Below are 22,944 nucleotides of genomic sequence, written 5' to 3'. Positions count from 1 at the left end.
ACTCATTACTGTCGTCTGACAGATTTATTGCTTTTTTTACTTTTTGACAGGTTACTTTCATAACCCTGCACGTTTGGTTTCTTGTCTTGTTCAGTTTTCAAAGGTCAAGCCTCTTTCGAGACAACTATTATATTCTAGCACCTCAGCTTTAATTTGTCAATAACTTTTTCTTAAAAATTAACTAATATTTTTGGAGGTGACATTAAATCTATTATAACAAAAAAACTAACATAAATCTAGTTGTTTAGTAAATTTTATGTTAGTTTTATGTATTTTATTTTTCATCATCAACAGTTGTTGAAAGACTTGAGTGGCGATAGCCATATAAAACGTAGATAACAACCCCAACAATTGTTGTTAAACCAAACGCCAACCACGTTCCTAATGCATATTGACTCATTAATGAAAGACAAATGACAATAGAAATAATTGGTAAAATTGGGACTAGAGGGGTTTTAAATTCACCTTTTTTAGGTAATCCTTCATTTTTTCTCAATTTAATAATACCATACGCCAATATAATGAGATAAGCTAATGTACATATGTTTAAAAACGAGGCAATGCTTGCAATTGGAAATATACCCGCACAAACAGCAGCTATTACACCAACTAAAATGGTTGCATTTCTTGGTACTTTTTGATTTTTGGAGACTTTACTAAACGTTTTTGGTAAAAGTCCATCACGACTAATACTGTATATCATCCTTGCTAGAGCATAAGACATTGAGATACAGACAGTGATTAAAGTTAGTATTGCTACAATTGACACATAGTTAGCTGCCCATGTTAAACCAATGCTTCTTAAAGCAAAAGCAACAGCATCACTAACATTTAATTTTGTATAGTGAACCATACCTGTTAGAACAAGAGTTACAACAATATAAAGCAATGTAACAATTGATAATGACAGAGCTATTCCTTTAGGAATGTTTTTTTGTGGTTCATTAACTTCATCAACAGCCATTGAAATTGACTCAAAACCTAGAAAGGCAAAAAACATCAGAGATGCACCAGCCATAATTCCTGTTTGACCACCGTAAATTTGACCAAAGCCAAATGGAGAGAAATTAGACCAATTATTTACATCAATATGAAATAGACCTATTGCTATAAATAGAATAAGCGCAGAAAATTTTAGAAGTACTAAAATATTATTGAGTTTGAAAACAAACTTTGATTTCAATAAAACAATTCCTGTCACTAAAATCACTACTAGAATTGGAAAAAGATCAAAATAGTGTCCTTTTGAAGGATCAAAAGTACCATTAAGTGCGGCTGGTAATTTTAAACCATAACTAAATAACAGACCTTTAAAGTACCCACCCCAACCTGAAGCAACTCCTGAGATTGCTGTTAGAAATTCCATAATAACATACCACCCAACAATCCAAGCAGGAAATTCTCCCATGGTCCTGTAGATATAACTATAGGCACCCCCATTGGTAGGGATTCTAGAGGCAAACTCAGCAAAGAATAGTGCAGACAATCCTACCGCTATTGCTGATATAACAATGGATACAATAAGTGCTGGTCCAGCAAAGTTGGCTGCCCCAATACCAGTGACAGTCAAAATTCCAGTTCCTACCATAGAACCTAAGCCTAGAAAAATTAAATCAGTAACCTTCAGATGTCTATTTAATTCTGTCTTTTTTGCTAATGTAGTCTTTTTCCTAAAAATTCCCATAAATTTCCTCGCTTTACAATAATTAGTCCAGTCTAACACATTGTCTTTCATTTGTACAATTATAAGGCTTATTCACTTTTTATACACTTTATTTATAACGGTTCACTACATTAAAAACTCTTGTCAAATGACAAGAGTTTTTGCTTGTTTTTTTGGCTTAACGAGAACGTTTAACTCTATAGACGATAAATCCTACAATAGCAAGGATAGCGAAACCTAAAACACTAAACAGTATCTTATTTGATTCTCCAGTTTTTGGAAGTGGTTTTTCTGGATGATGAACATTTGTAATGTCATAACTCTTAATCACTGTGGTATAACCTTTAACCGCATCTTCTGAAAGGCTATACTCGATTTTCTTACCATTCTCATATTCTGGAAGATTCTCAAAACGATATGACCACTTGTCTTTAGCTGTCACTTCAACATGTTTCACTTCTTTACCATTCGCATAAAGACGTACGGTAATAGACTCTGGTCTTAAACCATCTTTATTGTCAGCGTCATCCCATGTCTTCTTACCCTCAACCTTAATAACACTTGGTGTATGGGTATTAGTAATTGTCACATTTCCTTGATTCATTTCACCAAGGCTAACAGTATAACCGTCAACTTTTCCAACTTCTTTAACAGTATAAACAATGGTTTGTCCTGCTGATTTTTCATCAAGATCTGACCATGTGTAAGTCCAGTTGTCTGTAGCAGTTAACGTTACTTCGTCACCAATTTTTTGATCATTAGCATAAAGTTGTACTTTGATGCTATCTGGACGGATACCATCTTGGTTGTTGGCATCATCCCATGTTTTAGAAACCGTCACACTTGTTTTACCTGGTTGGTAACTGTTGGTAATGTTGTAGCCATCAATCGCAACAGTATAGTTATCTACCTTGTTTTCTGTCACTGTATAGACAACCTTTTGACCATCTTTAAATTCTGGTAAGTTAGTGAATTCATAAGCCCAGTTGCTGGTTTCATTAACAGTAACTGTTTGACCTGTTGGTTGACCATTAGCTAAGAGATTAACAACGATTTCTGTTGGACGTAGACCATCCTGGTTGTTATTATCATCCCATGTCTTAGTTCCAGAAACCTTAATAGTACTTGGTGTGTGAGTATTTGTAATTGTCACATTTCCTTTTGAGGTTTCTGTAATTTCGGTAGTATATCCTGTCACTTCACCAACTTCTTTAACACTGTAAACAATGTCTTTACCTTTAGCTTTTTGAGCAAGGTCAGTCCATGTGTAAGTCCAGTTATCTGCTGCTGTCAATGTTACTTCTTTGCCAGATTTTTTATCATTGGCATAAAGTTGAACTTTAATGCTATCTGGGCGGACACCATCTTGGTTGTTGGCGTCATTCCAAACTTTTGTTACTGAGAGACTTGTTTTACCTGGATTGTAGCTATTGGTGATATCAAAACCATTTATTTCTGTAGTATATTCTGGCACAACCTCTTCTGTCACTGAGTAAACAATCTTTTGACCATCTTTAAATTCTGGTAAATCAGTAAATTCATAGGCCCAGTTACTTGCTTCGTTAACAGTTGCAGTTTGTCCAGTTGGTTGGCCATCTGCTAACAGATTAACGACAATTTCTGTTGGGCGTTTACCATCTTGATTGTTGCTGTCATTCCATGTCTTAGTTCCTGATACTTTAGTAGTACTTGGGGTATGAGTATTTGTAATATCATAACCATTGACCATAGTATCATATTCTGGCACAGCAACCTCTTCTACTGTATAAACAATATCTTGACCTTGAGCATTAACAACATCTAAGTCATTAAAAGTATAAGTCCATCCTTGTGCTTCGTTAGTTGTTGCTGTCTTTCCTGTGTCAACACCATCTGCTAGTAATTTAATGGTTACTTCTTTTGGACGTTTACCATCCTGATTATTATTATCATTCCAAGTTTTTTGACCAGTAATTGATGTCTTACCTTTTTTATTAGTAATAGTACGAATGACACCTTTATCAGTAACAATTACTTTTATAGGATCACTTGATAAAATATAGCCGTCTGGCGCGGTGATTTCAGTAATAGTGAATTCTCCTGCAGCCATTTCTGCTTCAGAAAATACTGGTGATTGAGTTATTCCGTTCGCATCATCTGTTGCTGTTAAAGTGATTTCAGAGCCGTCTGGTTTTGTAATTTTAAAAACAGCACCAGCTAAAGCTTCCCCTGTCTCTAAATCAGTTTTATAAATAGTGATGCGATTTCCTGTTTCAATATTAATGGTTCCACCATTTGCTACACGGCTATTTCGTGTTACATTTGTTACAGTCTCAGTACGATCATCTGTTATGGTTAAATCTCCTTTATCAGAGAGGACTTGAGCACTATTAATAACAACTGACCCATCTGCAGGAGCAGTGGTAGCATAATCAATCATAAATGATTTAGAGCCAGGATTATTAATTGTTAAATCAAACTTTGTGTATGAGCTATCGTAAGTAATAGTATAATCAACACCTTCGGTTAAAATTTGTCTATTGTTAAGTTGATAACCCTGATTAATACCATCACCAGAAGATACAACCAAAGTTTCAGGAATAAATTGCATTGGAGCTCCTGAATCATTCACATAGTCAGTAATTGTTAAGAAATCATACTGTTTTTGTGAAGCATTAAGGCGAATTCTCCAAGGGTGTTGATATTGTCCTGACTTACCTAAAGCATCTGAAGTATATGGGCGTTCTCTTAAAACACCACCGTATTTGGCAAAATTTTCTTTTTTTAACGTTTCTGTATTGTCTGTACTAGCTCTTGGAATAACAGAAATTACTACTTCTTTTTGACCAATGTCTTTCATGTTTTCAAAAACAATAGTTGTTTTATCCAATGTTTCAGTCATAGTAAATTGAGCAAAAAAATCTCCTGTGACATTAATCACTTCTGTTGTTTTTTTCTGTTCCAAATAAGCATCTAAGTTTTGTATTGTTACTGTGGCACTTCCTCCATTGCCTGCACCATTGGAGGTTACTTTTACAGCACCAATAGCTATTCCTGTCTCTTTATCTATCATGTCAAAACTAGTTTCTTCAAGATTGAAGGGGGCAGGGATATTAAACGTGAAAAAATCTCCATTTTCTACGTTATTGTTGTAGTCAGCAAGATCAAAATTAGTTGAAAATCGATAAGAAGCATCTTTTACTAAAATGTATTCGCCTTGAGCATTTTTCGAAGCTTCTCTTCCATTACCTACATCCCAAATAATAACATCTGAGATAACATTGTTAAGTTCCTTAGCTTCAACGGTATTTGCTGAAGCTATAATCATTCCTATAATAGCAAAAATAGCAATTAGGGTTGATTTAAAAAATAATTTTATTGATTTACTCATCTTTAAAATCCTTTCTTTTAAAGTTAGACAGAAACCCAAGATTAGTCTATCACTTTGATTTATAAATAGCAAATAATTATGTGTAGTTTTGAATTTTTTCACATTTTTTCATGAAATTTCATAAAATCCCTCTACCATTTTCTGTCTGGTAGAGGGATGTTTTTGTTACTTACTGAAAACAATTTGTTGTTTGCATAGCGTTTGTAAACAAAGCGCTAAACAATTTGAGGATAGTCTAGTATTTATAGGTAATTTTTTCAATCAGAATCCATGTTGGTTATAAATATTATAAAATTTTATCATTTCGTATGTTTCATAATTTTTTAAAGAAGTATATAAAGATTATTTTTGGTGATTGTTACTATTTTTTTAAAAATAAAAAAACATAAGACGTCGCAACGTCTTATGTTAAAATAATTAGTTTACTCTTTTACTAATTTTTCTTTGATTTCATCATAGGAAAGGGCATGAGTATCTTCTGATTCATCTTCTAATGATTTAGGCATTTCACCAGTTTCATAGATAGATTTAATTTGTTGAGCATCAAGTGTTTCATATTTAAGAAGAGCTTCTGCAATCAACTTATGTTTTTCTCTGTTTTGATTGATAATATCAGCTGCTTTATCACGCGCTTCATTTAAGAGTTCTCTTACTTCTTCATCAATTAATAAAGCGGTTTGAGCAGAGTAAGATTTTTCAGGTGTCAATTGCCCAGGCATCATAGCATGATTTCCTTCATATTGAACAGGACCGAGTTTTTCACTCATTCCATATTCAGTGACCATGGCACGTGCCATTTGTGTTGCTTGTTCAAAGTCATTAGAAGCACCAGTTGTTTGAACGTTGAAGATGATTTCTTCAGCAACACGACCACCCATAAGACCAGCTAATTGTTCTTTCAAATCATCCTTAGACAGAAGGTTTTGATCTTCTTTTGGAAGAGCAATCATATAACCACCTGCACGTCCTCTTGGAACGATGGTTACTTTATGAACAACACGAGCATTTGATAAAACAAGACCAACAATCGTATGCCCAGCTTCATGATAAGCCACCATTTGGCGCTCTTTTTCAGAAACAGTTCTATCTTTTTTAGATGGACCAGCAATCACACGATCTTCTGCTTCATCGATATCACTAGCATCAATTTTAGTTTTATTTCTTCTAGCAGCAACTAAAGCAGCTTCATTAAGAACATTTTCTAGGTCAGCACCAACAAAACCTGGGGTTTGTTGTGCGACTACTTTTAAGTTGACATCTTCTGCTAATGGTTTATTTTTAGCATGAACTTTTAGAATAGCTTCACGTCCTTTAACATCTGGGCGACCAACTAAGACTTTTCTATCAAAACGTCCTGGTCTTAGAAGGGCTGGGTCTAAGACATCACTACGGTTCGTTGCGGCAATAACAATGATATTTTCATTCCCTTCAAAACCATCCATTTCAATCAATAATTGGTTTAAGGTTTGTTCACGTTCATCGTTTCCACCGCCCATTCCGGCACCACGTCGACGACCAACAGCATCTATTTCATCAATAAAGATAATAGCACGTTCAGCTTTTTTAGCATCTTCAAATAAGGATCTTACACGGCTAGCTCCGACCCCAACAAACATTTCAACAAAATCCGAACCAGAGATACTAAAGAAAGGAACACCGGCTTCTCCGGCAACCGCTTTTGCTAGTAAGGTTTTACCCGTTCCTGGAGGGCCTTCTAAGAGTACACCGGCAGGAATTCTAGCGCCAAGGGCTTTGTAACGTTTAGGGTCTTTGAGGAAATCAACGACTTCGATTAATTCTTGTTTTTCCTCTTCAGCACCTGCAACATCAGAAAAACGCACTTTAACGGTTGTTTTATTAGCTGTTCTAGCTTTGTTTTTACCAATGTTCATGGCACCACGAGCGCCACCACCTTGATTCATCATCATAGTGAAAAAGAAAATTAAAATGACGAAAGGTAAAAAGCCAACAATCAACGAAACCCATGTTCCAAGAGAACTCTCAGGTTTAACAGTGATTTCTGTCCCTGCCTCTTCAGCGGCATCTTGTAAGGTTTGAATAGACGTTTCACTTGGTAAAATGATAGACGTAAACTCTTTGACTTTTGTGCTTGAATTACCAAAAAAGGCTAAATCATTTTTATTCTCAACTGTTTTTTCAGATTTATATTTTCCCTCTACAGAAATAATACCACCATTTGGTTGGTAGGAAATAGTGTCAATTTCACCTTTTTTAATTTCTGAAACGAGGGTAGAATAATTAATTTTTTGTGATTGAGGGGATGAACCACGCAAAAAATATTGAACCCCAAAAATAATGGAGATAATAATTAAAATATAGAGAAAAGGATTTTTGACAAATCCATTATTGTTATTATTTTTCATTTTTTGATGATAAACTTTCTATGATTATTTTGAATAGACTTCTTCTTTTAGAACGCCTACATAAGGAAGATTACGATAATTTTCTCTGTAATCCAATCCAAAACCTACAATAAATTCATTTGGAACATCATAACAAACATAATCAGCTTCAATAGCAACCTCTCGTCCTTCTGGTTTGTCAAATAGGGTTGCAATTTTGATTGATTTTGCTTGACGATATTTAAACATGTCTCTTAGATATTTGAGGGTTCTTCCTGTATCAATAATGTCTTCGATAAAGATAACATCACGCCCCTCAATATTAGTATCGACATCTTTTAAGATTTTTACTTCACCACTGCTTGTTGTTCCACCGTGATAACTTGAAACAACCATGAAATCTAACTCAATTTGAGTATCGATGTGTTTAATAAGTTCCGCTAGAAAAGGAATACAACCTTTTAAAACACCAACTAATAATGGGTTTTTCCCATCATAGTCTTTTGTTAATTGTTGACCTAATTCTTTCGCCTTTTTCGTAATGTCTTCTTCAGTATATAAAACCTTTTTAATATCTTTTTCTAACATCTTCTACCACTCTCTACTCTTTTGTTTTTTCAATATGTAATGTAGCAATCATTATATCATTATTAGAGTGATTTCTCAAATATGTGTCACCGCCAACCATAACAAAGATGATAAGGCCATCTTGTTCGCCAATAATGGCGTTTTGTCGCTCCAAAAAAGAATACTTGCCATCAATAAAGAGGCGTCTAATTTTTTTGGTATGACTACCTAATTTAATGCTGTCCCCTTGTTTGCGGTGTCTTAAAGTAATTGGAGAGAGACTAGTTAAAGGAATACCACTTGGTTGTTTTGAGAAAGAAAAACGATAATGACCAATGGTCACATTGTTCCCATATTCTAACACTTTTTTAAGGCTTTGACTATCGGTCTTTAGGTCTATTTTTTTAATAGTAAATCGCTGATAGTCTTTTAATAGATAATAGTTATTTTTTAAATGATGAGTATAGTTCGCCTTTGTTTTAATAATGTGGAGAACTTCTTCAAACTGTTCTTTGGATAAATTTAATGCCTCGAATTGCTCTAAGTAGTTTTGCAATAAAAAATACTGCACAGCAGCATCTTGACTTAAAAAAATCTGACAGTCTTCTATGTTAATTTGGCTTGTCAATGACTGTAAGGCTTCTTTTAACAAAGTAATTTCTTTACCTGTCTCAACCAGATGATGAGATAATTTTGGGTTTTCTTTTTGTAAAGTAGGAAGATACTGGTTTCTTATACGATTTCTAAGAAAGTTATTTTCTAGGTTTGAAGCATCTTCAAAATGAAAAACATGAGGCAATTCTTTTTTATTGAGTGTGAGGAACGGTCGAATTAATTCGCCATCAGCAAAAGTTTGTCTTTCTTTCATACCGGCTAGGTGAATCAAACGAGATCCTCTCAATAATTTCATAAAAATCGTTTCTGCTTGATCATCTGCATGATGAGCTGTTACCAAGGCCGTATAACCTTGTTCTAACATGACTTGTTTGAAAAAAGCATAGCGATGATTTCTGGCTTTTTCTTCTGAAAACACTCCTTTGAAATGACTGATATAAATAGGAATGTCATGAGTCGTTGCCCATTCTTTCAAATAATCTTCTTCTTCCTTGGAAGCTAGACGTTGGTGGTGATTAACATGAGCAATTGCAATTGAGATGTCTAGTACCGATTGGTAGGCATATAAAAAATGCAAAAGAGCCATGGAGTCAAAACCACCCGAAACTGCTATCAACACCTTATTATGCTTAGAAAAATAAGATTTTTTTTGGATAATTTGTAGTAGTTGTTGATTGTTCATTTTAAGACACCATAGACATCATTTGCAATAGCTGTTATATCATCATAGGAAGCATGATCTGTGAAAATTGATAAGATAAATGGTCTTTCGGTATAGACAATCGCAACGTCATGTCTAAAATCGTAAGCATCTCCTATCTTGTGAGCTACTTGAACATCGATATCTTTTGAAATACGCTCATTATCAAATTTTGTTTGAGAAAGATAATCAATAATCGTACCATTTTGATAATAAATGGCTTCCATCATCAGACCAGCTTGTTGAGCTGTACTATTTCTACCGACCATATCCCAATTAGTGCCGATAGCCTTTGAAATGCTTGTTTGATAATCAGCATCGTATTTATCATCAACATAGTAACCTAATAAGTTACTAGCAACATTATCTGAATTTTGACTAACTGCTTTTAAAAGATACTCGACACTATAGTCCTTATCATCAGGTGATTTGCTCATATCCCCACTACCATCAGTGTCATAGGCACCATCATATGCCATTGACTTATCGTTATACTTAAACTGACTCTCTAAAGAAACAAGGTTTTTATCAAGTTTTTCTTGGGCATAATACAAAATAGGGAGTTTAGTGATACTAGCAGAATACATTGGCTTGTCGGCATTGATTTGTGCAACATCTTGACTAGTCAAATCCTTGACGTAAACTGAAATATCAGCATTTTGATATTTTTCATTCAAGATATCTTGGACATGTGCCATACGATTATCATTTTCAGAAAGTGTACTTTCGTCTATCCAACCTTTTCCTTCAACTTTATAATAAGTACCATGGTTGGTGGTTGCTTTTTGCGACACAGTAACATTAGAAAAATCAGCGACTGTTTGTCCAGAGTTTTTGACACCGACTACAAAAGGGCTTGTATAAAAAACAGCTTTTTTACCTACCCAAAATGTAGCTTCAATAGGCTCTTGGCTCAGTATAACATCATCTAAAATATTTTCATAACTAGCACTAATAAAGCCACCATTTGATAATTCAAAAACAGGGATGTTAGCATCATTGATAAGATAACGGTTTAAATTAAGCGGTGTGTTTGCAGCAACAATCGTTAAAGGGGTTGAGAGGTTAACGTCTTGGTAAATTTGAACATTTTGTTTTAAAACAGGATTTTCAGGGAAATAAGAAAAATAGTCCACTTGAGTAGCTGGGCCTTGTGTTAGTTGATAGTGTAACCCATTAGAAAGAGACACCTCTTTTTCCGTACTAATGATGGAGAGAGGCAACAAAAAAACAGACATTGCTAAAAAGAAAGCAAACACTTTTTTCATTTTGTTTTTTCCTCTCCCTTCTTTGTTTTTTCTTTTAGCTCTTGATTTTTCTCTGATAACTCCTTAAGTTTATCATCGGAGTATGTCAAAAATTTTTCGATAGTATTAATTAAATTTTTCATTATTTAGGTAGTAATTCCGGGGTCTGAAGAATGACTTCGCCCTCAAATTTATAGGAGTATTTGGCGCGCGCATATTTTTCCACATAATCTGTGTCTTTTAAGCGATTAGCCAATTCTTTCTTTTGATTGGTTTCTTCTTCCAATGTGTTATATTCTTTTTGCAACTCAATGATTTGCTGTTTTCTATTTTCCAAGGTCACATAACTTGATACTAAATTATAGGTTGGCAAAATAAAAAGTAGCGTAATAACAATCAACACTAATCCTATAAAACGATGACGTTTACGAATTTCTTCTTCTTCGTAACGTTTTTTTTGATTAGCATCCTTGATAAAGTCGTTATTTAGTTGAACAATATTAGGCTTCTTCATCTTTTTCTATCCTTGTTTCACTAATAATTTCGTACATTTTATTGGCGTCTTCTTTTTTAGTACTGTCTTTCATTTCTAAAACACGTACTGATAACAATTTGTTTCCAAATCTAATCTCAATGATGTCATTGTACTTCAATTTGGTAGAACTTTTTGCCAAAATACCATTGACTTTTATGCGACCTTTATCTGCTACTTCTTTAGCAACAGGGCGTCTTTTTATTAACCGTGATACTTTTAAATACTTATCTAATCTCATAATATCCCTCACATCTCTTCATTTTATCACTTTTCTTTATAGAATGGTAGAAAAGAAAATAATCTTTTATCAAAAACTTGCCATTTGGTACTCATTAAAAGAAAAACACTGGCACCTACTAGACTTGATAAGATAATATTCACAAATAAAGTGAGCCTATTGGTGCTTGGAATAAGATATCTCACCCCTAATACTAATCCTATCATAACAAGCAATGAAAGGATAAATTTTGGTGTCAAAAAAACTAGTAAATTCATTTTGGCTTTTTTGAGGTAACAACTTAAAACAAGGATTAGGGCAATAACCGTTGACAAGCTAGAACCTACAATACCCAATAATAAGGTAAGAGGATAGGTGATAAGAATTTTTACTACAACTCCTATCAAAAGATAAAGAAGTGATTGTCTATTAGAACCTTCGATAAATAGGGTTTGATGGAAAAATTGGATGAGGCTAGCTAAAAGAATAATCAAGAGATAAAGCATTAAAGCCACTGCTCCTAGATTGTTTTTAAATAAAAAACGATTCATCTGAGGAAAAATGGTTAGAAAACCGATGGTTATCACACTATTAAAATAAAAAATAAAGGAGAAAAACAATTGGTTTTCCTGGTGATAATGTTCTTTATTCTGGTGGTAATACCGTGTTAGTTTAGGAAGATAGGTAGTAAATAAAGCCGTCGAGAAAATCAATCCAAATTGAATCAAAGGCTGTCCTCGATCAAAAATCCCTTTTTCAATTTCAGCTAAACTGTTTGACATTCCTTGAGCAACTAGGGCATTTTTTACTAGAAAAGCATCTACTAGTTGAAAGAGAAGTAAATAGATTGAAAAAAAGAGAAAAACAAGACTTGGAAAACCAATATGCTTAATGGCAGATAAGCTTAAAGAGCCACCAGAACTAATTTCCTTAAGGGAGATAGGTGCTTTTTTTATTAAATAGATTAATGTGATAATACTAGCTAATAAGTTACCTGAAACAGCTATCGTCGCTGTTTGATAAATGCTTAATTTCAAAACACCATATAAAACAGCAGCTAAAATAATCACAGAGATTCTAATTGCCTGCTCAATCACCTGACTGACTGCTGTTGGCTGCATATTGCCTGTTGACTGAGCTAATCCTCTATAAAAAGAAATAAAAGGAACCAATAATAGGATCACTCCGACAATTTGAATGGCCATTTTTAATTGACTAGCTCCCATTAATTGAGCTAAAAATCCACTTAAAACAATTAATAAGATTGCTCCTATTCCTGAAAGGAGAGCTTCCAATTGAAATAAACTGCCAAGAGTTGTTTTTTGCTGCTTTTGTGCGAGGCTCGAGATAATATTAGGAAAAGCCACTAATCCTAGGGTTGAGATGATCCCGATGAGTGGGTAAATTTGCTGATAAGCGTAAAAGCCTCTATCACCAACAATATTTTGATAAGGAATACGGTAGATGGCTGCTAATATTTTTGATATAAGACCAGCCACAACAATGATAAGACTCGCTTTTTGAGTATGATTAAGTCTTCCTTTTTTTAATGTCATCTAATGCTTCTCCAAATTGTTTTAATGCCTCTAATACGACATAGTCTTTTTTATTTCTAATATCAAAAATGATCTCTATTTTTCCCTGATGCTCACTAATACGGGCCTTGAGTTGCGTTTTTGAAATAGCTTCAAAATAGTCTTGTGTTAAGTAAATGGCTAGTGATTTTTTTTCAAACCGGATGGTTAGATAGCCATTATTTTTTTGAACATACTCTACAAAAGCCTTGTCCATGTAATTTTTAATCAGACCAATTTCTAAAAGATAAGCCACTTGATCTGGGTAGTCCCCAAAGCGATCAATGATTTCTTCTTGTAATTCCTGATAGTTATCTTGACTATCAATTTCTCTGATGCGTTTGTAAATTTCAATCTTTTGACGTTCATCATTAATGTAATCGTTAGAAAGATAAGCGTCTATTTTAAAATCTATCTCGGCATTGCCTTTTTGTCTTTCTGGTAATTGCCCCTGTTTTCTAGCAATTGCTTCTTCAAGGAGCTGTGAATACATTTCAAAACCAACGGAATCAATAAAACCACTCTGGGAAGCACCAAGAATATTTCCTGCACCACGAATGGCTAAATCACGCATAGCAATTTTAAAACCACTACCCAACTCGGTAAAGCCCTTAATAGCTTCTAATCGTTTTTCTGAGACTTCTGTCAATATTTTATCAGGATGATACATGAGATAAGCATAGGCTAGTCGACTACTTCGTCCAACACGACCTCGTAGTTGATACAGAGTTGAAAGGCCCATATAATCAGCATTCTCAACAAATAAAGTATTGACATTTGAAATATCAACACCAGTTTCGATGATTGTTGTTGCCACCAAAACATCATATTGACCTTCGATAAAACTAAATAGTGTATTTTCTAATTGAATATCACTCATTTGCCCATGAACAAAGCCTATATTAGCTTCTGGGACTAATTCTTTAAGTTCAGAAACTTTTTTCTCAATTGACTCAACTCGGTTGTAAACATAATAAATTTGGCCACCACGATCAATTTCTCTAAGAATAGCTTCTCTGATGATATCAGGAGTTGAGGGCATGACGTAGGTTTGAACAGGATAGCGATTAGTTGGCGGGGTTTCAATTAAAGAGAGGTCTCTAATTCCTAGCATTGACATGTGTAAAGTTCTAGGAATAGGAGTTGCCGTTAAGGTTAAAACATCAACTTTGGCTTTTAATTGTTTTAGTTTTTCTTTATGCTTAACACCAAATCGTTGTTCTTCATCAATAACAATTAACCCTAAATCTGAAAATTGAACATCATCTGATAAGAGACGATGGGTTCCAATTAAAATGTCAACTTGACCTTTTTTCAACTTATCAAGGGTCAATTCTTGCTCTTTTTTTGTTTTAAAGCGACTGACGATATCAACTGTTACTGGAAAGGATTCAAAACGTTCTTTAAAATTCTGATAATGCTGTTGTGCAAGAACCGTTGTTGGCACTAATATAGCGACTTGTTTGCCATCGTTAACAGCTTTAAATGCTGCTCTCATAGCAACTTCTGTCTTACCAAAACCAACATCACCAACCAGTAAACGATCCATTGGTTGAGAGCTTTCCATATCTTTTTTAACTTCTTTAATGGAGCGCAATTGGTCAGGAGTTTCAACAAAGGGAAAATCTTCCTCAAATTCTTTTTGACTATCATCATCAGGTGAAAAAGCAAAGCCTTTTAGTTGGCTTCTCTTGGCATAAAGATTAATCAAATCATCCGCAATATCTTCAACTTGTTTGGAAACTCTTTGTTTGGTGCGTTGGAAACGACCATCATTTAACTTATTGATTTTTGGCTCTTTACCATCGCTAGCAAGGTATTTAGAAATCAGATTTATTTGTTCAACTGGAATAGAGATGCGGTCAGAATTTCGATATTGAATCGTAATGTAATCCTTATGAACACCTGATACTTCAATGGTTTCAATGCCTAAAAATCGACCAATTCCATGAACATGATGAACCACATAATCCCCTTTTTCAAGGTCATTATAGTTTTTGAGGCGTTCCGCATTTGTCATTTGCGTGGTTCGTCTTTGACGTTTCACTTTTTTATGAAAAATTTCTTTTTCAGTAATAAAGACGAGTTTTTCATCGGCAAAATAAAAACCATTCGATAAAGAAGCCTGTAGTAATTGAACACGAGAGGGTTCAATTTGATTTTTCGAGGCGATAGCAATATCTAATCCATACTCTCTAAGTGTCTCTTGTAATCGCAAGAGTTCTTTTTTGGTACTTGATTGAATGATCACCGTCACTTCTTGTTTTTGATAACGTTTAATCTCATCAACCAATAAGGGCAATTGATTAAAGAATTCTTGAATGGGGTACTGATTAAATTGATACAAGGCATCAAATGTCAGATTCCCTAAACCACGTTGAATAGCAGTGAAAAAAGTAGCTGGTTGATATTTTTTGAAGTCTTGAAAATGATCAGCAAAATAAGACATTGTTGAAAGAGATTGATGTTTTTGTAAATCATCTGTCAACAACTGAGCAACTTCAAGAGTTATACGTGTGTTTTGCTCATTGATTTTTTGAAAGTCATCAAAGAAAACAAGAGTTCCTTTGGGGAAATAATCTCTTAATGTCCACTCTTTTTCATAAAAGAGCGATAAAAACTGTCGAACACGTTCTGCTTTATGAAAGTGTTTGGTATCACTTAAAAATGCTTCTAAAAATTGTTTTTGATCCTGATTAGCTACTGTCATGGCTTTTTCTATTTTAGAAGTAGCCCTTAAATAATCCTCTTTTGTTAATAGCACGTCATCTGCTGGATTGATAACAACCTTTTCTATCACATCGAGAGATTTTTGTGTCTCACTGTCAAATTGTCTTATGCCATCAATTTCGTCGCCAAAAAATTCAAGACGGTAAGGAAAAGACTGTGTGATGTCATAAACATCAAGAATATCTCCCCTTTGACTAAATTCGCCAGGATTTAAAACTTGAGACACACGATCATACCCCATCTGATGAAGCTGATCAACTAATGCCTTTGGATTTTTTTCTTCACCAACTGTCAGAGAAATAATGGCTTCTTTAAACTGTTTTGGACTGGGTAGTAAGACTCTTAGTCCAACAATACTTGTGACTAAAATACCCTTTTTATTCTTATCTAGTAAAAATTTTAAGCTTTCTAAACGCGAAGAAGCCCTATCTAACGAAGAAAAAATAAATTCTGCAGCAGGGACATCATCAGCAAAAAAATGATAAATTTCAGTATCCTCTATCACAGTGGATAGGTTGTCGATCAATTGTTCTGCCTGATGTTGTGTTGCTGTTACAATAACCAGTTTCCCTGTTTGCTCCTCATAAGCTTTTGCCATAACGAGTGCTTTAACAGAACCTGATAACCCCATCAGAAGTTGACGTTTTGATTGATTGATGGTTTTTAACCACTTGGTGATTGTTTTGTTTTGACTAATTAAGTCTAAAAGTGTCATCTTATCCATTGTATTTTTGCATCATCTTTTCAAAATCTTGTTCTTGTAAATAGTCCTTGACAATCGTGTCAACCTTATCTAACGTGTTTAAAATAGTTATCTTATCGTCTTTCGTGAAAGGAGATAAAACATGTTTAACAACTGTCATTTTTTCCTTAGGACGACCAATACCAACCTTTATGCGCTTAAAATCCTTTGTGCCAATATGCTCAATGATACTCTTAATGCCATTATGCCCCCCTGCAGAACCTTTTTGGCGCAAACGAATCTTACCAATCGCTAAATCAAGGTCATCATAAATCACTAGCAGGTCATCAACAGACAGATTATAGTATGTTAATAGCGCTCTTACCGCAATGCCACTATTGTTCATAAAAGTTGTAGGTTTGACAAGATATATTTTTTCACCATTATGAAAAAAAGTGCCGATATCGGCTTTAAAGATATTATTAGCTGTAAAGCTTGTGTCAAAATCCTTGACAACAGTGTCAACGGCCATAAAACCAATATTATGCTTTGTTTCTTGATACTTACTACCTGGATTACCTAACCCAATTATCATTTTTGTCATTCTTTTTTCCTTTTTGTTAAACACTAAAAGGGTTGGAAATATTATTTCCAACCTTTTGAAATGTCAGTTACACATTAAATCTAAATTCCATGATATCGCCATCTTGGACTATATACTCTTTTCCTTCTTCTCTCAAGCGACCAGCTTCTTTAACGGCTTTTTCGCTACCATAAGTCATCAAATCCTCATAACTCATCGTTACTGCTCTGATGAAACCTTTTTCAAAATCTGAATGAATAATCCCTGCTGCTTGTGGTGCTTTCATCCCTCGTTTAAAGGTCCAGGCTCTAACTTCTTTTTCACCAGCTGTAAAGTAGGTGCCAAGTCCTAACAGATGATAGGCCGCTCTGGTTAATTTATCAACACCTGATTCAGTTAAACCAATAGCTTCTAAGAATTCTCCTTTTTCATCATCATCAAGCTCAGAAATTTCTTCTTCTGCACGCGCAGAGATGACAACAACTTCAGCATTCTCAGTTTCGGCAAAGGCTCTAATTTGTTGAACGTAGTCAATACTGTCTGGGTCAGCTACCTTATCCTCATCGACATTAGCCACATAAAGAACTGGTTTTGTAGTGAGAAGAAAGAGTCCTTTAACAACTTTTTCTTCTTCCTTGTCAAAAGCAACTGTTCTCGCCGATTTTCCTTCTTCTAGAACTGGTTTAATTTTAGAAAGAACATTAAATTCTGCGACCGAGTCTTTATCTTTTTGGGTGCGAGCCATTTTTTCAACACGCGCATAACGTTTATTAACAGATTCAAGGTCTGCTAAAATCAGCTCCAAATTAATCGTTTCAATATCAGAGATAGGATCAACAAAAGCACTTTCACGTCCTTGTTCACGCATGACGTTTTCATCATCAAAGGCACGCACAACATGAACAATGGCATCTACTTGACGAATATTAGCTAAAAATTTATTACCTAGTCCTTCACCTTTTGAAGCCCCTTTAACAATTCCTGCAATATCTGTAAACTCAAAGGTTGTTGGCACTGTTTTTTTAGGAACAATAATCTCAGTAATTTTTTGAAGGCGCTCATCTGGCACTTCTACCATACCAACATTAGGATCAATGGTCGCAAAAGGATAGTTGGCAGCTTCTGCACCTGCTTTTGTAATTGCGTTAAATAGGGTTGATTTTCCCACATTCGGTAAACCAACAATGCCTGCTGTTAAAGCCATAAAATTTCTATTCTCCATTCAAAAATTCAATCACAACTATTATAGCATAAAATCAAAGAAAAAAGCCTGCAAGATTGCAAGCTGATGATTATTCTTAAGGAGCAATTCCTTTAGAACGTAAGAACCAGTAAAATAAATAAAGAAACACAAGAATATAAAACCATTTATAAGGACCAAAAACCTTAACAAACCATTGTCCTAGTCTAGTGAAAAACTCCCAACCATTCATACTTTTATCAATGATTTGTACAGGTGGTTCCTTACCTGTCACCAATTCGTCTAAACTAAGTTCCAATAGTTCTGATAGACTGACAAGGTTTTCCAAATCTGGAGTAGCTTCACCATTTTCCCACTTCGAAACAGCCTGTCTAGAGATAAATAATTCTCTTGCCAAATCTTCTTGGGATAATTTTCTTTTATTGCGATGCATTTTCAATTGTTCTGCAAATAGTGTCATTACTAGACCACCTTTCCTTATTTTCTGTCTTCATCATAGCGCTTCTGTTTTGAGTTTGCTAGCACTTTTTGACGCAACTAACAGTTGCAAATCTCCTCTAAAAGCTTATTTAAAAAGATTTTTATGGTTGCAAAGAAAATTTCAAATCAAATTATAAAAAATTAACAGTAATTATTGTAACACTGAATTTCATGAGACAACAAGCTATTCAATCCTTATTTAAATCAAAATAATTCACTTATAAAAAAGCTTTTTTCTCTTTTACGAGTATAAAAATCGCTATTCCCAAAAAAAGTAAACTGAGTAAAATGGTTGCTTGACCAAAAAAAGTGACAAAAAAACCATTTAGTAAAGCACCAAAAACAAAACTAGTCAAAATGGACAAAGTATCTTTAAAAGCACTTTTTTTAGTTTTATCCTGTTCAATATAAGCGTCGAAAAAATAGGTGGCAAGGTTACGTAAATTCCCCGTCATCATCAAAGATGTAAAGGGACTTCCTTTTAATTTTGCAAATACTTGTAATTGCATCGCAGCAGCGATAGAAAGGACAGCATTAGCTAGAAGATTGGGGAGAAATGAGGAAAATAACCCTACAAAAAGTAACAAAATGGCCTCAAAAAAGGCAAACCACAGTTGTTGGTGCTTCTTGATTTTCTTTTGTAGCAACCTAGTAACCAAAACTCCTGTAAAAAAGGCAATAATTGGGATAATATAATTTATCAAAGCCTTCCAATGACCTTGCCCTAAATTAATACCAAGTAAAATAAAATTACCTGTTTGGAGACCAGCAAACACTTCGCCATGAGTTAAAAAAGTATAAGCATCTAAACCACCTGCTACTGTAGCTAATAATAGTCCAAATTCTAAGCGTTCATGAACAACGTATTTTTTTGTATCCATGTGACATAACCTTCTTTGTAAAAAATATGAAACGGCAAATGTCGTTATCACTTGCCGTTATTTATTATAAAACTTTTTGAAAAATTCATCATGACTGATGTTTTAAGAGTCCTATTATTTTAAAAGTCTTCTTTTTGTCATTTTTAAGTCATTTTCACTTTAATACGATTTTAATAACTAACTTGTCCATTTTTTATCGTGAATTTAGACATAGATGGGCCAACAATCTTGCTAATTTTGATAGCTTCATTGATTCTAGCAATATCATCTTCTGTTAATTCTACTTTAAGGCTAGCAACAGACTCTTCCAACTGAGCTATTTTTCTAGCACCAGTTAAAGGAATGATATCTTCACCCTTGTTGTAAATCCAAGCATGCGCCAATTGAACAATTGAAATATTTTTTTCACTGGCTATAGCCGTCATGACATCTGTTAGAGGATCTTTTTGAGACTCAAAAAGACGTCCTAATCTTAATAATCCAAAAGCTACAACACCAATTCCTAATTCTCTAGCAACTGGCAGAATATTTTGTTCGATACTATTGTTGGTAATAGAATATTCTAATTCTACTAAACTGATAGGATGTACAGCATTAGCTTTTCTTAAAACATCACTATCAATCTCTGATAAGCCAATATGTTTAATATAACCTTCTTTAACTAGGTCTGACAAGGCACCAATCGTTTCTTCGATGGGAATACCGATATCAACTCTTGCTGGTTGATACAAATCGATATAGTCAAGATTAAGATTTTTAAGGGTTGAGGTTATGTATTGTTTAACATTTTTGGGACCAACATCAACAGTATTGCCACCTGAAAAGAGATTGCCAAAGGTACCATATTTCACAGAAATAAAAGCCTTGTCTCTATTTTGCCCTTTAAGGGCTTCACCGAGCAATTTTTCATTATGGCCATTTGGACCATAAAAATCACCTGTGTTTAAAAAGTTAATGCCTAAATCCAAAGCTCTATGAATAGTTGCAATGCTTTCTTTTCTATCTGAAGTGGGATTCGTGGACATTCTCATACAACCAAGACCAAATCTTGCAATCTGAAATGATTTTCCTTGATAATTGTCAGGAATATTTAAATTATTGTTGACCATAACAATCTCTCCTTTATTGGCTAGATTAAAGCTCCAATACTTTTTTGAGTTTACGATTAAAGTCATGGCGACTCATCATCACGATATGCTGACAGTTAGTGCACTTTATCTTGATATCTGCACCAACTCTCACGACTTCCCAACGATTAGCTTTTTTACCTGTTGTTTTGATAATACAGGCATGAGGCTTTTTCATTTCAACCAAGGATCCTAAATCATACATTTTAAAAAATCCTTTCTAGAGATAAATCTCTCTTTGTTCACAGCAAAGTGATAGTTGATTGGTTTGAATCACTTCACCATCCACTTGTACTAAATTGTCTTTTGTGCTGGTAATAGTGACTTTTTGAAAAACCTTATGTTGAATAGCACTTGTATTTTTGTGTTTTTTAAAGAGAATAGCTAGTAGGGTCTTCACATTTTTCAAGAGACCTGCATCTTCAAAATAAACACAATTAATATTAGGGTCAAAAGGACTAGCATCTGGCCAAACGACTATTCCTCCACCAAAATAACGACTATTAGCAAAGGATAAGAAAAAGTTATTAGAAAGGGTTAACGTTTCTTGTTCGGTTTCTAAAAAAACAGTTGCTGTCGGGGTGCAAAACAAAGAAACAACACCATAAAAAGGGTAAATTAGTTTTCCTAGTTTAACCTTTCCAAGTATCTTTTTAAGCCGTGAGGTTTCAGAAAAACTTATCACCTTGGCCGCAAACCCAAAATCAAGGCTGTTGATAATGATGCCATTATCATAGTTAATGACATTGATGGTTTGTTTTTTTTGTTGTTTTATCGCAGAAATAATGCGATCAATATTGTTAATGTTTAACGATCTAGCAAAATCATTTCCTGACCCTGAGGGATAATAAGCAAAAGGAATTTCTCTTGGTAAGTTTGATAGGACTTTTGATAAAGTCCCATCTCCTCCAATCACTAAAATGGCATCCTCTTCTTTGTTAAAAGAAGATAACAGTTCAGAAACTTGATTTTTTTCATCATCCACTTTAGTCGTAATGTAAAGTTTAAAATCAATTTCAGGATAAGCTTGCCTTAAATTTTCATACTTTTCAAGAGCAGACTTATCTCCTGAATTAGGGTTGGCTAATAAGTGTATTTTCATTAGTTGAGTTTCTTTTTCATTTTAGTTTAGTTGGTACGTACAGGAGTGATTAGCTGAATAAAATTCTCTTTATCATCTGCAGGAAGAAGGGTAAATGGTCTCACAGGTGATATAAAATGAATCTCAACAGTTTCACTTTTTAGAGCTTTTAGAGACTCAATCAAATAAGTCGGATTAAAGCTAATAGTTAAATCAGAACCAGCTGATTCTAAGACGTCTAATTCTTCATTGACTTTACCCACTTCTGGAGAATTAACATGAGCCATTACTTTTTGTGAAGTAATCTCAAGTTTAACAGTCCCATTTTGAGTGGCATTAGAGACTAAAAATGCTCTTTCCATAGCTTGTTTTAAGGCTCCTGTACTAAAAACGAGCTTGGTTTCAGACTGGTTGGTTAATAAACGATCAGTATCTGGGTAATTCCCTTCTAATAGTCTTGTGTAGAAATTGATGGAGTCACTTCTAAACAAGATTTGGCTATCAGAAAAGAAAACTTCAATAGTTTCAATAGCATCTGAAAAGACTGAACTGAATTCACGAAGTGATTTACTTGGAATAACCACATCGAAATGGGCAATATTTTTGTCAAGACTAATCTTACGTTGACTAAGTCTGTGAGAGTCTGTTGCAACAGCTTTCAATTCATTATTATTCGTTAATGTGAAATGAACCCCAGTTAAAATGGGACGACTTTCTTGATGACTTGCCGCAAATGCTGTTTCACTGATTAGCGTTTTGAATAATTCTGTTTTTAAAACAAGAGGATGTGACGTTTCAATGTCTTGTAATCTTGGATAATGAGACACGTCTTTTCCTTTTAAGGTAATTTCTGATTTACCACTAACTAATAGGACTTGTTGTTGTTCGATTTCTTTAAATTCAAAAATAATATCAGGTAAGCTTGAGATAATATTTGTGAAAAAATTTGCCTCAAGTAAAATTGCTCCTGGTTGACTAATTAATAAGCCAGCATCTTCATTACTAGAAGAGATAATTGTTTCAATTGAAATTTGACCGTTAGAGCCTGTTAGTGTGATTGCATCCTTACTAACCTCGATTTTAAAACTAGAAAGAATAGGAATTGCATTTTTAGAACTGATAGCTCTTTTAGTGGCATTTAAAGTTTGAAGGAAAAAAGCTTTGTTGATAGAAAAATGAATCATGGAAAACTCCTTTATTTTATAAGTATTATATATAGTAATGATAATAAGGCCTGTGTAGAGTGAGGAAAACTCCTCTAATCCCTTATATGTCTAAGGCTACCCCTTGTTGAAGGCTTGTGGATAACTATTGCGAAAAAGGTCATT

19 protein-coding genes are annotated in these 22,944 nt (G+C 34.2%); all 19 read right to left on the bottom strand.

The annotated features are described in order from the left end of the window. Positions 1 to 274: 274 nt before the first annotated feature. The 19 genes from JHK62_RS06710 to dnaN all read right to left on the bottom strand — a co-directional run bounded on the left by JHK62_RS06710 (position 275) and on the right by dnaN (position 22,800). Positions 275 to 1,684 carry an APC family permease gene (locus JHK62_RS06710; RefSeq protein WP_199575998.1) on the bottom strand — a complete coding sequence of 470 codons (1,410 nt, stop codon included), beginning with the start codon at positions 1,682 to 1,684 and terminating at the stop codon, positions 275 to 277. 157 nt (positions 1,685 to 1,841) lie between these two features. Then, on the bottom strand, positions 1,842 to 5,033 hold the full coding sequence (locus JHK62_RS06705) for a Cna B-type domain-containing protein (RefSeq protein WP_199575997.1): 3,192 nt from the start codon (positions 5,031 to 5,033) through the stop codon (positions 1,842 to 1,844). Positions 5,034 to 5,455: 422 nt separating this feature from the next. Further along, positions 5,456 to 7,417 (bottom strand): ATP-dependent zinc metalloprotease FtsH, encoded by a 1,962-nt coding sequence (ftsH, locus tag JHK62_RS06700; protein WP_199575996.1) that lies wholly within the window; start codon positions 7,415 to 7,417, stop codon positions 5,456 to 5,458. A gap of 24 nt (positions 7,418 to 7,441) precedes the next feature. Continuing rightward, positions 7,442 to 7,984, bottom strand: coding sequence for a hypoxanthine phosphoribosyltransferase (gene hpt, locus JHK62_RS06695; protein ID WP_199575995.1), 543 nt, complete (start codon positions 7,982 to 7,984; stop codon positions 7,442 to 7,444). A gap of 13 nt (positions 7,985 to 7,997) precedes the next feature. Further along, a complete protein-coding gene (gene tilS / locus JHK62_RS06690; RefSeq protein WP_199575994.1) occupies positions 7,998 to 9,260 on the bottom strand; it encodes a tRNA lysidine(34) synthetase TilS in 1,263 nt (420 codons plus the stop codon). Beyond that, positions 9,257 to 10,546, bottom strand: coding sequence for a serine hydrolase (locus tag JHK62_RS06685; protein WP_199575993.1), 1,290 nt, complete (start codon positions 10,544 to 10,546; stop codon positions 9,257 to 9,259). Before JHK62_RS06685 ends, tilS begins: the two co-directional genes overlap by 4 nt. Further along, complete coding sequence (locus JHK62_RS06680; RefSeq protein WP_199575992.1) at positions 10,543 to 10,668, bottom strand: SP_0009 family protein; 126 nt, start codon at positions 10,666 to 10,668, stop codon at positions 10,543 to 10,545. The genes JHK62_RS06685 and JHK62_RS06680 overlap by 4 nt, the downstream gene beginning before the upstream one ends. Then, on the bottom strand, positions 10,668 to 11,039 hold the full coding sequence (locus tag JHK62_RS06675) for an FtsB family cell division protein (RefSeq protein WP_199575991.1): 372 nt from the start codon (positions 11,037 to 11,039) through the stop codon (positions 10,668 to 10,670). The genes JHK62_RS06680 and JHK62_RS06675 overlap by 1 nt, the downstream gene beginning before the upstream one ends. Then, the gene (locus JHK62_RS06670) at positions 11,026 to 11,298 is read right to left on the bottom strand and encodes an RNA-binding S4 domain-containing protein (RefSeq protein ID WP_199575990.1); all 273 of its coding nucleotides are present in this window, start codon (positions 11,296 to 11,298) and stop codon (positions 11,026 to 11,028) included. Before JHK62_RS06670 ends, JHK62_RS06675 begins: the two co-directional genes overlap by 14 nt. Before the next feature lie 26 nt (positions 11,299 to 11,324). Beyond that, entirely contained in the window at positions 11,325 to 12,833 is a 1,509-nt protein-coding gene (locus JHK62_RS06665; protein WP_199575989.1) for an oligosaccharide flippase family protein, read from the bottom strand. Next, positions 12,808 to 16,305 (bottom strand): transcription-repair coupling factor, encoded by a 3,498-nt coding sequence (gene mfd, locus JHK62_RS06660; protein ID WP_199575988.1) that lies wholly within the window; start codon positions 16,303 to 16,305, stop codon positions 12,808 to 12,810. Before mfd ends, JHK62_RS06665 begins: the two co-directional genes overlap by 26 nt. After that, entirely contained in the window at positions 16,298 to 16,867 is a 570-nt protein-coding gene (gene pth / locus JHK62_RS06655) for an aminoacyl-tRNA hydrolase (protein WP_199575987.1), read from the bottom strand. Before pth ends, mfd begins: the two co-directional genes overlap by 8 nt. 67 nt (positions 16,868 to 16,934) lie before the next feature. Further along, positions 16,935 to 18,050, bottom strand: coding sequence for a redox-regulated ATPase YchF (gene ychF, locus JHK62_RS06650; protein ID WP_199575986.1), 1,116 nt, complete (start codon positions 18,048 to 18,050; stop codon positions 16,935 to 16,937). Between the two features lie 94 nt (positions 18,051 to 18,144). Next, on the bottom strand, positions 18,145 to 18,507 hold the full coding sequence (locus JHK62_RS06645; protein WP_199575985.1) for a helix-turn-helix transcriptional regulator: 363 nt from the start codon (positions 18,505 to 18,507) through the stop codon (positions 18,145 to 18,147). Between the two features lie 238 nt (positions 18,508 to 18,745). Further along, entirely contained in the window at positions 18,746 to 19,408 is a 663-nt protein-coding gene (locus JHK62_RS06640; protein ID WP_199575984.1) for a YoaK family protein, read from the bottom strand. Positions 19,409 to 19,578: 170 nt separating this feature from the next. Further along, entirely contained in the window at positions 19,579 to 20,517 is a 939-nt protein-coding gene (locus tag JHK62_RS06635; RefSeq protein WP_199575983.1) for an aldo/keto reductase, read from the bottom strand. Positions 20,518 to 20,542: 25 nt separating this feature from the next. After that, the gene (locus JHK62_RS06630) at positions 20,543 to 20,740 is read right to left on the bottom strand and encodes a DUF951 domain-containing protein (protein WP_199575982.1); all 198 of its coding nucleotides are present in this window, start codon (positions 20,738 to 20,740) and stop codon (positions 20,543 to 20,545) included. A gap of 15 nt (positions 20,741 to 20,755) precedes the next feature. Then, positions 20,756 to 21,637 (bottom strand): diacylglycerol/lipid kinase family protein, encoded by an 882-nt coding sequence (locus tag JHK62_RS06625; RefSeq protein WP_199575981.1) that lies wholly within the window; start codon positions 21,635 to 21,637, stop codon positions 20,756 to 20,758. A gap of 26 nt (positions 21,638 to 21,663) precedes the next feature. Next, entirely contained in the window at positions 21,664 to 22,800 is a 1,137-nt protein-coding gene (gene dnaN, locus JHK62_RS06620) for a DNA polymerase III subunit beta (RefSeq protein ID WP_199575980.1), read from the bottom strand. Between the last annotated feature and the right edge of the window lie 144 nt (positions 22,801 to 22,944).

The sequence above is a fragment of the Streptococcus pacificus genome, from assembly GCF_016481305.1.
Lineage (GTDB): Bacteria > Bacillota > Bacilli > Lactobacillales > Streptococcaceae > Streptococcus > Streptococcus pacificus.
The sequence above is the reverse complement of the archived record's forward strand: the minus strand, read 5'-3'. Positions and strand labels throughout refer to the sequence as shown.